The sequence below is a fragment of the Pseudochelatococcus lubricantis genome, assembly GCF_011762225.1.
Classification (GTDB): domain Bacteria; phylum Pseudomonadota; class Alphaproteobacteria; order Rhizobiales; family Beijerinckiaceae; genus Pseudochelatococcus; species Pseudochelatococcus lubricantis.
The window spans coordinates 262940-278410 of the sequence record NZ_JAASQI010000006.1 but is presented as its reverse complement, the minus strand read 5'-3'; the positions used below and the strand labels follow the sequence as shown (position 1 = coordinate 278410).

12 protein-coding genes are annotated in these 15471 nt (G+C 67.1%); 8 read left to right on the top strand and 4 right to left on the bottom strand.

Translation table 11 applies throughout. The features are described from left to right. Positions 1-29 precede the first annotated feature (29 nt). From FHS82_RS13960 to FHS82_RS13945, 4 genes are all read right to left on the bottom strand, one after another. Complete coding sequence (locus FHS82_RS13960; RefSeq protein WP_166953829.1) at positions 30-1019, bottom strand: ABC transporter permease subunit; 990 nt, start codon at positions 1017-1019, stop codon at positions 30-32. Continuing rightward, positions 1019-2005: an ABC transporter permease gene (locus tag FHS82_RS13955; RefSeq protein ID WP_166953827.1), complete on the bottom strand. Its 987-nt coding sequence runs from the start codon at positions 2003-2005 to the stop codon at positions 1019-1021. Before FHS82_RS13955 ends, FHS82_RS13960 begins: the two co-directional genes overlap by 1 nt. A 25-nt stretch (positions 2006-2030) precedes the next feature. Next, the gene (locus FHS82_RS13950) at positions 2031-3230 is read right to left on the bottom strand and encodes an LLM class flavin-dependent oxidoreductase (RefSeq protein ID WP_166953825.1); all 1200 of its coding nucleotides are present in this window, start codon (positions 3228-3230) and stop codon (positions 2031-2033) included. Positions 3231-3310: 80 nt separating this feature from the next. Next, the gene (locus FHS82_RS13945; RefSeq protein WP_166953823.1) at positions 3311-4996 is read right to left on the bottom strand and encodes an ABC transporter ATP-binding protein; all 1686 of its coding nucleotides are present in this window, start codon (positions 4994-4996) and stop codon (positions 3311-3313) included. Positions 4997-5222: 226 nt separating this feature from the next. On the opposite strand from FHS82_RS13945, the gene FHS82_RS13940 reads away from it, so the two are divergent. The 8 genes from FHS82_RS13940 (at position 5223) to FHS82_RS13905 (ending at position 15446) form a co-directional block, all read left to right on the top strand. Next, positions 5223-6845 carry an ABC transporter substrate-binding protein gene (locus tag FHS82_RS13940; protein WP_166953821.1) on the top strand — a complete coding sequence of 541 codons (1623 nt, stop codon included), beginning with the start codon at positions 5223-5225 and terminating at the stop codon, positions 6843-6845. 70 nt (positions 6846-6915) lie between these two features. Further along, positions 6916-7869: an amidohydrolase family protein gene (locus tag FHS82_RS13935; protein WP_166953819.1), complete on the top strand. Its 954-nt coding sequence runs from the start codon at positions 6916-6918 to the stop codon at positions 7867-7869. A gap of 2 nt (positions 7870-7871) precedes the next feature. Beyond that, entirely contained in the window at positions 7872-9050 is a 1179-nt protein-coding gene (locus tag FHS82_RS13930; protein WP_166953817.1) for an acyl-CoA dehydrogenase family protein, read from the top strand. Positions 9051-9223: 173 nt separating this feature from the next. Next, complete coding sequence (locus FHS82_RS13925; protein WP_166953815.1) at positions 9224-11440, top strand: esterase-like activity of phytase family protein; 2217 nt, start codon at positions 9224-9226, stop codon at positions 11438-11440. Between the two features lie 148 nt (positions 11441-11588). After that, positions 11589-12638, top strand: a complete 1050-nt coding sequence (locus tag FHS82_RS13920; RefSeq protein ID WP_166953813.1) for an ABC transporter substrate-binding protein — start codon at positions 11589-11591, stop codon at positions 12636-12638. Positions 12639-12790: 152 nt separating this feature from the next. Continuing rightward, on the top strand, positions 12791-13618 hold the full coding sequence (locus FHS82_RS13915; protein ID WP_166953811.1) for an ABC transporter permease: 828 nt from the start codon (positions 12791-12793) through the stop codon (positions 13616-13618). Then, positions 13615-14412 carry an ABC transporter permease gene (locus FHS82_RS13910; protein ID WP_208394244.1) on the top strand — a complete coding sequence of 266 codons (798 nt, stop codon included), beginning with the start codon at positions 13615-13617 and terminating at the stop codon, positions 14410-14412. The genes FHS82_RS13915 and FHS82_RS13910 overlap by 4 nt, the downstream gene beginning before the upstream one ends. Further along, complete coding sequence (locus tag FHS82_RS13905; RefSeq protein ID WP_166953810.1) at positions 14409-15446, top strand: ABC transporter ATP-binding protein; 1038 nt, start codon at positions 14409-14411, stop codon at positions 15444-15446. The genes FHS82_RS13910 and FHS82_RS13905 overlap by 4 nt, the downstream gene beginning before the upstream one ends. Positions 15447-15471: the final 25 nt, after the last annotated feature.

The window sequence follows — 15471 nt, the reverse complement described above, 5'->3', positions numbered from 1 at the left end:
GCCGCGTGCCGGCCACCGTGCCGGTGCGTTCAGCGATCCTGCAGGAAGCGCGGGTTCAGCGCATCGTTGAGGCCGTCGCCAATCATGTTGAGAGCGAGCACGGTGGAGACGATCGCGAGCCCCGGCAGCGCTGTCAGGTACCACGCCGTACGGATCAGTTCGCGACCGGCACCGATCATCGACCCCCAGCTCACGACGTTGGGATCGCCGAGCCCCATGAACGACAGCGCGGACTCCATCAGGATCGCGCCCGCCACCATGACGGACGACGTCACGATGATCGGCGGCAGGCCGTTGGGCAGGATCTCGCGGAAGATGATGCGCGCGTCGCCATATCCGAGGCTGCGCGCCGCCATCACGTAGTCCTTTTCCCGGATCGAGCGGAACTCCGCGCGCACCAGCCGCGCAACGTTCGGCCAGGTGACGATGGCGATGGCGATGGAGATCGTCGCGGCTGTCGGCTGGGTGATGGCGACGAGCACCACGACAAGCACGAAGTTGGGCAGCGTCTGGAATATCTCGATGATGCGCACCAGCAGATCGTCGACCCGGCCGCCGTAATAGCCTGCCACCGCGCCCACGCTGATGCCGGCGACGAGGCCGAGCAGCGTCGCCGCGATCCCGACCGTCAGCGATATCCGCGTGCCGTGCAGGATGCCGGCGAGCACGTCGCGCCCCATGGAATCGGTGCCGAGCGGATAGGCGGCATCCTGCCCCGGCCACAGGAAGGGCTTCGCTACCATCGCCAGCGGATCGCCGGGATAGAGCAGCGGCGCGATGCCGGCGGCGATCACCACGAGCGCGAGGATGATCAGCCCCGCGAGCGCGTTGGGATTGCGCAGGAAGATGCGCAGCGCCCGGCGCCCGTGGGTCGCGCCCGTGCCGGCGACATACGCGGGGAGCGGCTCTTCCTTGCCGAGCCAGCTCGGCGGCTCGGGCTCGCGCGGGTTCGCGGCCTTGGCCGGCGCGGCTTCACCCAGCAGGGCCGGATCGCGCAGGACTGGATCGGTCGCCGACATCAACGCACTCCAATACGAGGATCGAGGAAGGTTTGCAGCAGGTCCACCGCCGCGTTGACGGCGATGACCAGAAGCGAGGACAGGAGCAGGATGCCGAGCAACACGGTGAAGTCGCGCCCCATCACCGCCTCGTAGGCAAGGCGCCCCAGCCCCGGCCAGCTATAGACCGTCTCCACCACCACGGCGCCGCCCAGCATGCTGCCGATATGCATCCCCGCCAGCGTGGTGATGGGGATCAGCGCATTGCGCAGCACGTGATGCACCGTGACGGAGAACGGGGAGAGGCCCTTGGCGCGCGCCGTGCGCACGAAATCCTGCGACTTCACCTCCAGCATCGAGGCGCGCGTCAGGCGGGCGTAGATGGCGACGTAGAACAGGGCGAGCGAGGTCGCCGGCAGGATCATGTAGCGGGCCTTGTCCCACAGGCCCGCCCAGCCCGAAAGATCGGCGCCGATGGTGCCCGCGCCGCCGCTGGGCAGCCAGCCGAGCGTGACGGAGAACAGGATGATCAGCATCAGGCCGATCCAGAAGCCGGGCACCGAATAGAACACGAGCGCCAGCACGGAGAGCACGCGGTCCGGCAACCGCCCGGCGAAGATGGCCATCACAGAGCCCAGCACGAGCCCGATGAAGAGCGCGATGCCCAGCGCCAGCGACATCAGTAGCAACGTGCCCGGCAGCCGCTGGCCGATCAGCTCCGCCACCGGCATGCCATAGCGCGGCGAGAAGCCCAGGCTGAAATGCGCCAGCTCGTTGAGGTAGTTGTAGAGCTGCACCAGCACCGGATGGTTGAGGCCGAACTGCACGCGCAGGGCGTGCATGGTCTCTTCCGTGGCGGAGCCCGCCTCGCCGGCGATCACGTCGGCCGCGTCGCCCGGCGCCATCTGCAGCAGGAAGAAGTTCAGGATGACGATCCCGATGACCGTGGGCACGGCCTGAATGGCCGTCCGCCGCAGGCTGCTTCCGATTTTTCCCAGACTCGACATCCGCTTGCTCCGCGTCGCAGTGATTTCAGAACCGCAGCCCCGCGCTCTTCATCAGCGGTAGGATGTTCTCGCCGAAATGCTGGAGATCGGCGCGGAAGTCCGCGAAGCCGAGCTGCAGGCCGTCGATGCCCGCCCGCTTGAGCGCGATGAACTGCTCGACGACCTGCTCCGGCGTGCCGATAATCTCGATGTTGCCGCCGAGGCCGTAGCCCTGCTTGTGCGTCTTGTCCGAACGGCCACGCCAGGCATGGGCGTCGCTGTCGTAGTGGCCATGCCCGAACGACGCCCCTTTGGGGCGCGGCGGATTGTCGAGCAGCGCGTCGAGATAGGCCTGCGTTTCCTTCTCGGTGTTGCGGCTGACGATGACCGGGTTGATCAGCGTCCGGACCTCGCGCTCCACCGAGGCCGCAGTGCTCCGTATCGCATCGATATGCGGCGGCAGCGTCGCCAGGGCGCTGTCGATATGCGCGCCGCCAGGGGACGTGATGAACAGGATGTCGGAGTAGCGCGAGGCGAAGTCGATGCCCGCCTGCGAGCCCGTCGCCGTGACGAGAACCGGCCGGCCATAAAGCGGCTTGGGCGTGATCCAGCCGTTCGAGACCTTCCAGGCGGAATGGACGCTCTCGTGGGAATAGTTGTCGTCCGCCGTCCAGAGACGGTTCAGGACGTCGAACAGCTCGCCCGCCATGGTGTAGCGCTTGTCGTGCTCGATTCGCTGCCAGCCGAACATCTCGTGCTCGACGGCGCGATGGCCGGTGACGATGTTGATGCCCCAGCGTCCCTTGCTGATGTGGTCGAGCGTCGCGCCGAACTTGGCGAGGTGCAGCGGATGCCACGGGCCGTAGAGCACATGGATCGTGGAGATCAGCAGGATGCTCTTCGTGATCGCCGCCATACCGCCGAGCGCGACGAAGGAATCGAGGGAAGCCTCGCCGTCATAGCCGCCCTTGGGCAGCCACTGGGTGCGGCTGAAAGCGAGATCGAAGCCGAGCGCTTCCCCCTGCCGGACGATGTCGGCGTTGTAGTCGAACGTCCAGGTGTTGCTGGTGGGATACGAGGAGATGCTGATGTCCTGCAGATTGAGGAACAGCCCCAGCATCAGCGGCTGCCGCGCGGCGCGCGCCAGCGGGCTGTCCGCGCGCTCCAGCGGCCCGCGAACGCGGTAGAAGCTCTCCCCGGCGGACCACGCCGCCGGCGCGGCGGGCGTTGCTATGGCGGACGACATCATTGACTCCAGACAACATTGACCAAAAACACGCCTGCGCCGCGAGGGCGCGGACGCCGCCGCATCCGTTCATTCGCCGTTCACGCTTCCCGCGCCGCCGCGCTGATGAGCGCGCGCGTATAGTCGTGCCGGGGATGGGTCCATATCCGCAGATGATCGTTCTCCTCGACCACCTTCGCGTCCTTCATCACGATCACGCGGTCGGAGATGTACTGGACCACGGCGAGATCGTGCGAGATGAACAGGTAGGAGAGGTTGAGCGATTCCTTCAGCTCCACCAGCAGGTTGAGGATCTGCGACTGCACCGACACGTCGAGCGCCGACACCGGCTCGTCGCACACCACGAGCGAGGGGTTCAGCATCAGCGCACGCGCGATGCCGATGCGCTGGCGCTGGCCGCCAGAGAACTCGTGCGGCAGGCGATTGGCGGAGCGCGCCGGCAACCCGACCTGATCGAGCATCCGCTGTACCCGCTTCTGCCGTTCCCGCGCGTCGTTGACCTCGTGCACGGCAAGCGGGCCTTCGAGAATCTCGCCCACTGTGTGGCGGGGATTGAGCGAGCCGTAAGGGTCCTGGAACACCATCTGCATGTTCCGGCGCACGCGCCGCAGATTCTTGCCCTCGATGCGCGTGATGTCCTCGCCCCTGAACACGATCCGGCCGGAATGGGCGGGCACGAGGCGCATGATGGCTTTCGACAGCGTGGACTTGCCGCTGCCCGACTCGCCGACGAGCCCGAGCGTCTCCCCCGGTGCGATGGCGAGCGAGACGTCGTCCACCGCCGTGAACGGCCCGCGCGGCGTATCGTAGCGGACGGCGAGGTTGTGCACCTCGACGACCGGCGCGCCGCCGCGGTCCGGCGGCGGCAGGCGGATCGGCTCCCGCTTCTCCAGCAGGAATTCGTAGGTGTCGTCGGCATTGTGCACGACACGGATTTCCGGCAGGCGTTGCGTGCGGTAGTGCTGCGAGCGGTCGAGCCGGATCGAGGCGCCGATCAGGCCGCGCGTGTAGGGATGATGCGCCCGGCCGAACAGGTCGGCGGCGGCGAGCTGCTCCATCTTCTCGCCGTGATGCATCACGACGACGTTCTCCGTCCAGCGCGACACCAGCGCCAGATCGTGGGTGATGAGCAGCAGGCCCATGTTGAGTTCGCGGCGCAGGTCGTCCAGCAGTTGCAGGATCTGCGCCTGGATGGTGGCGTCGAGTGCCGTTGTCGGCTCGTCCGCGATCAGCAGCCTTGGCTCGCAGGCGATCGCCATGGCGATCATCACGCGCTGGCGCTGACCGCCGGAAAGCTGATGCGGATAGGCGTCGAGCCGCTGCTGTGCATCGGGAATACGCACCTGCTCCAGCAGCGCCAGCGCGCGCTCGCGCGCGTCCTCCCGCGACAGCGGCTTGTGGGCGCGCAGCGCCTCCACGATCTGCTCGCCGACGCGGTGCACCGGGTTGAGCGAGGTCATCGGCTCCTGAAAGATCATCGCCACCTTGCTGCCGCGCAGCGCCCGCAATTCCTTGCGCGGCAGGCCGATGACGTCCCGGCCGTCGACCCTGATCTCGCCGCCCAGTTTCGCCGTGTCGGGCAGCAGCTGCATGATCGCCAGCGCCGTCGAGGACTTGCCGCAGCCGGATTCGCCGACAAGCGCCACGGCCTCGCCGGGGCGGACGGAAAAGCTCAGCCCTGAGACGGCGGTCGTTTCCCCGCCGGGACCGGGAAAACGCAGCCGCAGGTTACGAACGTCCAGAACGGGTTGTTCCGTTTGCGCCATCTAATCTCTCTATAAATTCTGTAAAGTTTATTGCATTTGCGCAAATGCCTTGTCAAGCGCTGCCGGCGGCATTTCTCGGGCCGGTCCGGATGGCCGCCCGCAGGAGCATACCGCACGATAAAATAACTTGTAATATGGAATTTATGGAATTATGGCGTTGGCAACATCGACCCGGATGAAGACGGCGCGCGGGCCAGCGCGCCACCCGTTTCAAAGGATGACCACGATGCGTCTCGCACTGCATTCCTCACGCCGCCGCTTTCTCGGCGTTTCCCTTGCTGCGCTCGGCTTTGCGGTGACGGGCGCGCCCTTCTCCACGGGCGCAGGCGCCGCCCTTGCCGGACCGGCGCATGGCGGCACGGCCACTCTGCTGTTGGCCGCGGAACCGCCAGTGCTCACCTCCATCGCCCACACGGCGTACAACACGGTTTTCGTATCGGGCAAGACGACCGAGGGGCTGCTCGCCTACGACTTCGACCTCAACCCCCGGCCGCAACTGGCGACGGAATGGTCCGTGAGCGAGGATGGCCTGCGCTACACGTTCAAGCTGCGCGAGGGCGTGAAATGGCATGACGGCAAGCCCTTCACCTCCGCCGACGTCGCCTATTCGATCAATACCTTGAAGGAGGTGCATCCGCGCGGCCGCAACACCTTCCTCAACCTCGTCGAGGTGCAGACGCCCGATCCGCTGACGGCGATCCTCGTGCTCTCGAAGCCGGCGCCCTACCTCATCTCGGCGCTCAACGCCACGGAATCGCCGATCGTGCCGAAACACCTCTACGAAGGCACGAAAGCGGCGGAGAACCCGGTCAACCTCGCCCCCGTCGGCACGGGGCCCTACAAGTTCAAGGAATGGGTGCGCGCGAGCCACATCATCTACGAGCGCAACCCCGACTACTGGGACAAGCCCAAGCCGTACCTCGACAGGATCGTCGTGCGCTTCATCCCCGACGCGGCGGGGCGGGCGATCGCCATCGAGACCGGCGAGATCGACCTTGCGCCCAACACGCCCATCTCGCTGAGCGACCTGTCGCGGCTCGAAGGCCTGCCGCACATCGGCATCGAGAAAAACGGCAACCAGTACAACAACGGCATCAGCCGCATCGAGTTCAACCTCGAACGCCCGTTCTTCAAGGACGTGCGCGTGCGCCGGGCCATCGCCCACGCCCTCGACAGGGAAGTGTTCAAGAACACCGTCGCCTACGGCTACGGCAACGTCATCCCCGGCCCCATCAGCCCGAACCTGACCCGGTGGTTCGATCCGGATCTGAAGACCTACCCGCTCGATCCGGACACCGCCAACAAGCTCCTCGACGAGGCGGGCTTCGCGCGCGGCGGGGACGGCGTGCGCCAGCGCCTCACCATCGATTACGTGCCGAGCGGCGAAATCTACAAGCGCGGCGCGGACTACATCAAGCAGGCGCTGGCGCCGCTCGGCCTCGACGTGACCGTGCGCAGCCAGGACTTCGCCACCTATACCAAGCGTATCTATACCGACCGCGACTTCGATTTTGCCTTCGAGGGCATGAGCAACCTGTTCGACCCCACCGTCGGCGTGCAGCGCCTCTACTGGAGCAAGAACTTCAAGCCGGGCGTGCCGTTCTCCAACGGTGCCGCTTACAGTAACCCCGAGGTCGACAGGCTTCTGGAAGAGTCCGCCGTCGAGACGAATCCGGAAAAGCGCGTGGCCCAGTGGCGGCGCATCCAGGAAATTCTGGTCGAGGATCTGCCCGCCATCGACGTCATCAGCAGCCCTGAAGTCACGCTCTACAACAAGCGGATCGTCAATCACACGATCACCGCAGACGGCGTCGGCGGCTCGCTGGCAGATGCGTATATCGTGAAGTGACGCGGACGTGGCGGGCGCGGATGCCCGCTGCTTTCCTGAAAAAACCTCTCCCCAACGACGGGCGATCGCAATGACGGAACATCTCGATATCGTGGACATCCACACCCACCTGTGGCCGGCCGACCGGGGCGCTGGCGGCGCGCGGCGGGTGAATTTCGGCCTCGGCGACGACATCCTGCGCCAGATCGTCGATCCCGCCGCGCTGCTTGACGCCTTCGCGGCCGCGGGTGTGTCGCTTGCCGTCGTCAGCACGACCGTCGAAAGCCTGTTCGGGGTGGAGGGCCCCACCGACGAAAGCACGATCGCAGGGGTCAACGACTGGCTCGCCGGCCTCGTCGCCGCCCATCCCGGACGGCTTGCGGCTCTCGGCGTGGTCGACCCGTTCTCCGGCGAGGCGGCTGCACGGGAAGCCGAGCGGGCGCTCGGCACGCTCGGCCTCGCGGGGCTGGTCATCGACTCCTCCCGGCACGGACGCTTCCTCGCCGATCCCGCCGTCCGTCCCACGCTTGAGGTGGCGAACCGCTACCGGGCGCCGGTTTTCGTCCATCCCATCAACGCGCCGCAGGCCGATCTCCTGATCGCCGGCGCGGGCAAGGCGGGCAATTCGCTCGGCCGCGGCCTCATGAACGGCGTTGCCTTCCTGTCCCTGCTGGAATCGGACATCCTCGACGCCTTCCCCGACATCAACTTCGTTTTCGCGACGCTGGGGCTCGGCGCCATCGTGCAGGCATCGCGCGGCGGTCGCTACGGACGGGAGGCACGCGACGCCGGCGAGCGCCCCAACATCTATTTCGACACCATGGGCGATGACCCGGCAATCGTGCGCATCCTCACCTCCTTCTTCGGCGTCGAGCGCGTCCTCGCCGGCACCGATTGGCCGATTCTGCCCGCACTCGCGCAGGCGAGCCTGCGGGACAACCTGATCCGCGCCGGGCTCGACGCGCATGAACGGCAGCTCGTCGCCGGTCTCAACGCGCGCCGCATTCTCGGAAGCCGCGTCCCGGGGCAGACGGGAGCAGCCTGACGATGACCGCCCTGCCCGATACGGATTTAGCCGCCACGCTGGCCCGCGCCCGCGACCTTGGCCGGGAGTTCGCGGCGCGGGCCGCCCGCTATGATGAAACGGGGGAGTTTCCCGTCGCCAATTTCGAGGCGCTGCATGAGGCAGGCCTTCTAGGCCTCACCACCGCACGCGAGCACGGCGGCCTCGGGGGCGGGCTGCGCGACGCGCTGGCCGCCGTTTCCGCCGTCGCCCGCGGCGATCCGTCGACCGCCCTCGTTTACGCGATGCATCTGAACAACCAATACAGCGCCAGCCATTCCGGCAAGTGGCCCGCGCATCTCGTGGAGCGCGTGACGCGGGCCAACCGCGAGGGCGTGGCACTGCTCAACGCGGCGCAGGTGGAGCCCGCCGTCGGCTCGCCCTCGCACGGGACGCTGCCCCAAACGGTTGCGCGGCGAGACGGCGGGACGTGGCTCATCAGCGGGCGCAAGATCTACACAACAGGCATTCCGCTGCTGAAATGGGCGCTCGTGCTCGCCGTCACGGACGAGACCGAGCCCCGGCTCGGCTCGTTTCTGGTGCCGACGGACGCACCCGGCCTGCGGGTCGAGCGCACGTGGAACGCCGTCGGCATGCGCGCCACCCGCAGCGACGACATCGTCCTGGAGAACGTCGCGATCCCCTACGAGGACACGATCGACCTCGCACCGGCCTCGGCGGGCATCCGGCGCGACGAACGCGAGAGTGCCTGGTATTTCGGCCTTGTGCCCGCCGTCTATGACGGCGCGGCGCACGCCGCCCGCGACTGGCTGGTGAACTTCGCGGCCAGCCGCACGCCCGGCAGCCTCGGCGCGCCGCTCTCCTCCTTGCCCCGCTTTCATGACGGCGTCGGCCAGATCGAGGTGCTGCTCGGCATCAACCGCCGCCTGCTGCGCGGCCTCGCCGAGGACTACGATCTCGGCCGGCCGTTCGGCGCCGACGCCGTCATCGTCAAGCACGCGGTGATCGAGAACGCGCAGGCCGCGACGCTGATCGCCCTCGATCTCGGCGGCAATCCCGGCATCAACCGGGACAACCCGCTGGAGCGCCACCACCGCGACTCGCTGGGTGGCAAGGCTCACGCACCGCAGAACAACCTCATCCGCACCAATCTCGGCCGCGCCGCCTTCGCGCGCCACGCCGCCGGCACTGCCGCGGAATAGGGGAAAACGGATCGCCCGGCCCGGCAGAGGGCGTGTCATTCCCGGAGCGTCATACCCGGAACGACATGCCCCGAATGTCATGCCCCAAATGTCATGCCCATGTCATCGTCAACCCATGACATACGGCACTGCTATTGCTGTGCCCCGCGCGCGGGCTAGGGAGAAAAAACGAGATGAAAAGGTCGATCCTGCTGGCTATCGGCGCCAGCCTGCTGTCCGGCACCGCCCTGATGGCGGCCGAGCCCCTGAACTTTAACCGGATTTCGGTTTTCCCGGTCATTCGCAACCTGCCGGAAGGCGCCGATCCGGCCAAGCCGACGGTGTCCGAGATCATCGCGGCCAACGCTGACGGCACGCTGCTCGTCTACACCGATTCGCCCGGCAACCGCGTCGGCCTCGTCGACATCACCGATCCCGCCGCGCCCAAGGCCGGCGGCGCGGTCGCCGTCGAAGGCGAGCCCACCTCGGTCGTCGTCGTGGGCAACAAGGCGCTCGTCGGCGTCAACACCTCGAAGAGCTACACCGAGCCGTCGGGCTTCCTCGGCGTGGTCGATCTGACGAAGAAGACCCTCGAAAAGAAGTGCGAGCTGGGCGGCCAGCCGGACTCGGTCGCGCTGAGCCGCGACAAGAAGACCGTCGCCATCGCCATCGAGAATGAGCGCAACGAGGAACACAACGAAGGCGCGCTGCCGCAGCTTCCCGCCGGCTTCGTCTCGCTCGCCGCCGTGGGTGCCGATGGCGACGTGGACTGCGCCGCCGTTCGCCGCGTCGAAGTGACGGGCCTCGCCTCCTACGCTCCGGAAGATCCCGAGCCCGAGTTCGTCGACTTCAACGGCAAGGACGAGGTCGTCGTCACGCTGCAGGAGAACAACCACCTCGTCATCGTCGACGCGAAGGAAGGCAAGGTCGTCTCGCACTTCCCCGCCGGCGCCGTGACGCTTGAGAACGTCGACACGAAGAAGGACGGCGTCATCAGCCCCACCGACACGATCGAGAACGCCCTGCGCGAACCGGACGCCGTGCGCTGGCTGGACGACGACCGCTTCGTCATCGCCAACGAGGGCGACTACAAGGGCGGCGCGCGCGGCTTCACGATCTTCAACAAGAACGGCACCGTCGAGTTCGAGAGCAAGGCCTCGTTCGAGCATGAAGTGCTGCGCGCCGGCCACTATCCCGACAAGCGCAACAAGAAGGGCGTCGAGCCCGAAGGCATCGCTTTCGGCAAGTACGGCGACGACAACCTCTTCTTCGTCGGTTCCGAGCGCGGCTCCGTCGTCGGCGTCTACAAGGACGAAGGCGCGGGCAAGGAGCCCACGTTCCTGCAGCTCCTGCCGGCTGGCGGCATCGGACCCGAGGGCCTGCTGGTCATTCCGCAGCGCGATCTCTTCGTGACCGCCAACGAGACCGACCTGCGCAAGGACGGCGGACAGGGCACCACCGTCGCGATCTTCAAGCGCGCGCAGGCGCCGGCCGTTTATCCGACCATCGTTTCCGGCAATGACGGCAAGGGCCTGCCGATCGGCTGGGGCGCGCTCTCCGGCGCAGCCGCCGATCCGTCCGTCCCCGGCCGCCTCTATGTCGTCAGCGACAGCTTCTATTCGCAGGGCGCCATCTACGTCGTCGACGCCGCGCAGAAGCCTGCGCGGATCGTCGAGAAGCGCATCGTGACGAAGGACGGCAAGCCCGTCGCCAATCTCGACCTGGAAGGCATCGCTGTCCGTCCCGCCGGCGGCTTCTGGCTGGCGTCGGAGGGCAATCCGGAGCGCGAGAAGAACCCGACCCAGTCGCAGATCGTCCGCGTCGACGACAAGGGCGAGGTGCAGGAAGTCGTCGAGCTGCCGGAAGAGCTGAAGAAGCAGGCCACGCGCTACGGCTTCGAGGGCATCGCGGTGGCCGGCGAGGGCGACAGCGAGACGTTGTGGATCGCCGTGCAGCGCGAGTGGAAGGACGACCCGAAGGGCCACGTCAAGATCCTCGCCTACAACCCGGCTGCGAAGACGTGGGGCGAACTCCACTATCCGCTGGACAAGTCCGAGAAGGGCTGGGTCGGCCTGTCGGAAATCACCTACGTCGGCAACGACAACTTCGTGGTCATCGAGCGCGACAACCAGGTGGGCGACGCCGCCGCTATCAAGAAGCTCTACCGCTTCTCGATCGCGGGCCTGAAGCCGGCGGCCATCGGCGCGAAGGAGATCGCCGTGGTGAAGAAGACGCTGGCGCGCGACGTGCTGCCCGACCTCAAGGCCGCGAACGGCACGGTGCTTGAGAAGGTCGAGAGCTTCGCCGTGGACAAGGACGGCGTGAGCTTCATCATCACCGACAACGACGGCGTGGACGGTTCCTCCGGCGAGACGCAGTTCATCAACCTCGGCAAGATCAAGCTCGACTGACGGCGACACGCCATCGAATCCGGTACGGCCGGCGGATCGCTCCGCCGGCCGTATCCATTGCGGCCTCTCCGGCGCCGCGCACCTGTCACACCGGCGTCATTGCGCGGTGGCAGACAAACGCGGACATTTTTCTCTCTGGAGAGGCGCCATGCGCAAATTCACTGCTTCACTGTTTGCCGTCGCCGCTCTTGCGGCGCTCGTTGCCGCGCCCGCCCGGGCCCAGGACCTCGCCACGCTTGAAGCCGGCGCCCGCAAGGAAGGCGCGGTCTACAGCGTCGGCATGCCGGACGGCTGGGCGAACTGGAAGGACACCTGGGCGCAGCTCACGGAGAAGTACGGCCTCAAGCACGCCGACACCGACATGAGCAGCGGCGAGGAAATCGCCAAGTTCGCCAACGAGGGCGCCAACGCCACGGCGGACATCGGCGACGTCGGCCTCGAATTCGGCCCCATCGCGGTGAAGCGCGGCGTGACGCAGCCCTACAAGCCCACGACGTGGGAGCAGATCCCCGGCTGGGCGAAGGATGCCGAAGGCAACTGGGTCATCGCCTACACCGGCACCATCGCGTTCATCGTCTCGAACGAGGTGAAGAACCCGCCGAAGTCGTGGGCCGACCTGCTTAAGGGCGACTACAAGTTCTCCATCGCGCAGGTGGGTTCCGCCGCGCAGGACAACGCCGCCGTGCTCGCCGCCGCCGTGGCGCAGGGCGGTGATGAGAACAACCTGCAGCCGGGCATCGACCTCTTCGCCAAGCTCGCCGAACAGAAGCGCCTCGTCGCCAACGCCGCCAACCCGGCGAGCCTGGAGAAGGGCGAGATTCAGGTCGCCGCCCTGTGGGACTTCAACGCGCTGAACTACCGCGACGTTGTCGGCCGCGACAAGTTCACGGTCCTGATCCCCTCCGACGGTTCGATCACCAGCGGCTACGCGACGATCATCAACAAGCACGCCAAGAACCCCAACGCCGCCAAGCTGACGCGCGAATACATCCTGAGCGACGCCGGCCAGGTCAACCTCGCCAACGGCTACGCCCGTCCCATCCGCGTCGATCACATCACGCTGCCGGAAGAGACGAAGGCGCGCCTGCTGCCGTCCGAGCAGTACGCGAAGGCCAAGCCCATCGACAGCGAGGCATGGACGAAGTCCGCGCCGACCATCGCCGCCAAGTGGCGCGATCAGGTCGCTCCCAAGCTCTGAGCGGACGGCCCTTCAGTCGCAAAGGCGCGGATGATGCATCCGGCGACCCCCGCCGTTCCCGGCGGTTCCTGTGAAGCCAACAGGTGCGAGCGTCCCGGCCATGCCGGGGCGCTCGTGCGCATCCGGCGCGGCAGCGGCAGGCCTTCAGCGCCATGACCGACGCCAATACACTGCGCATGCGCCTCCTCGCGCTGCCCCTGCTGGTCGTGTTCGCGGTGCTCGTCGTCTGGCCGCTGACCAGCATCGTCATCGACAGCTTCGATGCGCAGGGGGAAATTTCCCTCGCCAACTACCGCACGGTGCTGGAAAGCACCTATTACCGGCAGTCCTTCGTCACGAGCCTCTGGATTTCCGTGCTGACGACGGGCATCGGCATCGCCCTCGGCATCCTGCTCGCCATCGCCCTGCGCGCGCGGGGCGGCGGCGTGCGGCGGTTCGCGCTCGCCTTCGGCAGCATGGGAGCCAACTTCGCCGGCGTGCCGCTCGCCATGGCGATCATCATCCTGTTCGGCATGAACGGGTTTTTCACCATCCTCGTCGGCAAGCTCGGCCTGCCGGGCGGCTTCAACGTCTATTCCCTCGCCGGGCTGGTGATCGCCTATTGCTACTTCCAGATCGCCCTCGCCACGCTGCTGCTCACGCCCGCGTTCGATGCCGTGCCGGCGGAGATCGAGGAAGCGGCGGCCCTGATGGGTGTGTCGTCAGCCCGCTTCTGGCTGCGCGTCGGCCTGCCCATCGTCGCACGCCAGATCGTCGCGATCGCCATCCTGCTGTTCGCCAACGCGATGGGCACGTTCGCCACGACCTACGCGCTGACAGGCACCAGCGTCAACGTGGTGACCATCGCCATCAGCGATCTCGTGTCGGGTGACATCTTCTCCGATCCCAATCTGGCCAACGCCATCGCGCTGGTGCTGCTCGTGGTGCTGCTCGTCCCCATCGTCGCCAGCCAGTTCCTCGCGCGGGAGAGGCGGCCATGATCCCGTCGAACGGACTGCTGTCGCGGACGTTTCTGATCGCCATGGCGACGCTGATGGCGCTGCCCATCGCCGCCACCGCCATCAACGCCTTCGCCGCGGACTGGTCGGACACGCTGCTGCCGTCCGCGCTGACGGCCGACTATTTCCTCACCGTGATCGCCGACCCGCGCTTCACCGCCGCCATGGTCCGCTCGCTGGCGGTGGCGGCGGTGGCGCTGGCACTGGCGACGGTGCTCATCGTGCCGGCGATCGTGTGCGCGCATATCTACTGGCCAGCGCTTGACCGCTGGCTGGCGCGGCTCGTGATCCTGCCCTATGCGGTGCCGGCGATCGTGCTGGTGGTGGGCTACCTGCGCGTCTTCTCCCACCCGCCGCTGCAGATCAACGGCTCGCCGCTGGTGCTTGTGCTCGTTTATGTGCCGGTCTGCTTCCCGATGTTCTACATTGCGATCAAGAACAGCCTGCGCGGCCTTGCGATCGTGGATCTGCTCGATGCCGGGCGGCTTGTGGGCGCGAGCGACGCCGTGCTGCTGCGCCGGGTGATCCTGCCGTCGATCGTGCCCGGCATCATGGTCGCCGCCGTGCTGAACTTCGCCATCCTGTTCAGCGAGTTCGTCTATGCGAAGATGCTGGTGGGCGGCAATTTCGAGACGCTGCAGATGTACATGTACGCCCAGCGCAACCTCAGCGGCCGCATCACCAGCGTGATCGTGCTGATCTATTTCGTCCTGCTGCTTGTCATGACCCTGGCATCGCTGGGACTCGCCCGAACGGAGGAGCGCGCAAGCCGATGAGCTATCTGACCATCGCCAAAGTCAGCGCGACCTATGGCGCCGCGACCATCCTCGACGGGATCAACCTTGAGATCGGACAGGGCGAGATGCACGTGCTGCTCGGCCCTTCCGGCTGTGGCAAGACGACCCTGCTGCGTGCCATCGCGGGGCTGGCGGCGCCATCGGCGGGCGAAATTCGCCTCGCCGGGCGGCGCATCGATAACCTGCCGCCCAAGGACCGCGGCATCGCCATGGTGTTCCAGCACTATGCGCTGTTTCCCAACATGACCGTGCGCCAGAACCTCGCTTTCGGCCTTGAGCAGAAAAAGCTCTCGCGGGCCGAGATCGCGCGGAAGGTCGAGGCGACGCTGGACATGGTGGCGCTCGGGCCGCGTGCCGACGTGCGGCCGCACCAGCTGTCCGGCGGGCAGCGCCAGCGCGTGGCACTCGCACGCGCGCTCGTTCTGGAGCCCTCCCTGCTGCTGCTCGACGAGCCGCTGTCGGCGCTGGATGCGCAGATCAGGAAGCGCCTGCGCGACGAGCTGAAGCGCATCCAGCGCGACACCGGCCTCACCAGCATTCTGGTCACGCACGACCAGGACGAGGCGCTGACGCTCGGCGACCGCATTTCCGTGATGAACGCCGGCGGCATCGCCCAGACCGGCAATCCGCGCGACATCTATCACCGCCCGCACAGCCTGTTCGTGGCCGGCTTCATCGGCGACGGCAACTTGCTGGCGCCGGAGGAGCTGGAGCGGCTGACCGGCATCCGCTCCGCCGACACGGTCGTCATCCAGCCGCAGGACTGGCGGCTGGAAGGCGCGAACGGCACGGCCGCCGCGCCGGCTGGCGACGAAGCGGGCGAGGCCATCCGCCTGCCGGGCGTCGTGGCCGATGCCAGCCTGTCCGGCCCCTCCATCCGCTATACGGTGACGGCGGCGGGCCTGCGGCTGAAGGTGGAAACGCCCAACCACTACGATTCCACGCAGTTTTCGCCAGGCGCCGACGTGGTCCTCACGCTGCGTCGGCGGGACGTGCACGCCGTCACGGGCTGAAACGGCGGTACCTGACGTCGCAGAC

Bases quoted from the DNA above. Each gene is read 5' to 3' on its own strand.
- FHS82_RS13915 (WP_166953811.1), top strand. From the start codon at position 12,791: ATGACCGACGCCAATACACTGCGCATGCGCCTCCTCGCGCTGCCCCTG.
- FHS82_RS13950 (WP_166953825.1), bottom strand. From the start codon at position 3,230: ATGTCGTCCGCCATAGCAACGCCCGCCGCGCCGGCGGCGTGGTCCGCC.
- FHS82_RS13910 (WP_208394244.1), top strand. From the start codon at position 13,615: ATGATCCCGTCGAACGGACTGCTGTCGCGGACGTTTCTGATCGCCATG.
- FHS82_RS13905 (WP_166953810.1), top strand. From the start codon at position 14,409: ATGAGCTATCTGACCATCGCCAAAGTCAGCGCGACCTATGGCGCCGCG.
- FHS82_RS13925 (WP_166953815.1), top strand. From the start codon at position 9,224: ATGAAAAGGTCGATCCTGCTGGCTATCGGCGCCAGCCTGCTGTCCGGC.
- FHS82_RS13935 (WP_166953819.1), top strand. From the start codon at position 6,916: ATGACGGAACATCTCGATATCGTGGACATCCACACCCACCTGTGGCCG.
- FHS82_RS13945 (WP_166953823.1), bottom strand. From the start codon at position 4,996: ATGGCGCAAACGGAACAACCCGTTCTGGACGTTCGTAACCTGCGGCTG.
- FHS82_RS13940 (WP_166953821.1), top strand. From the start codon at position 5,223: ATGCGTCTCGCACTGCATTCCTCACGCCGCCGCTTTCTCGGCGTTTCC.
- FHS82_RS13960 (WP_166953829.1), bottom strand. From the start codon at position 1,019: ATGTCGGCGACCGATCCAGTCCTGCGCGATCCGGCCCTGCTGGGTGAA.
- FHS82_RS13920 (WP_166953813.1), top strand. From the start codon at position 11,589: ATGCGCAAATTCACTGCTTCACTGTTTGCCGTCGCCGCTCTTGCGGCG.
- FHS82_RS13930 (WP_166953817.1), top strand. From the start codon at position 7,872: ATGACCGCCCTGCCCGATACGGATTTAGCCGCCACGCTGGCCCGCGCC.
- FHS82_RS13955 (WP_166953827.1), bottom strand. From the start codon at position 2,005: ATGTCGAGTCTGGGAAAAATCGGAAGCAGCCTGCGGCGGACGGCCATT.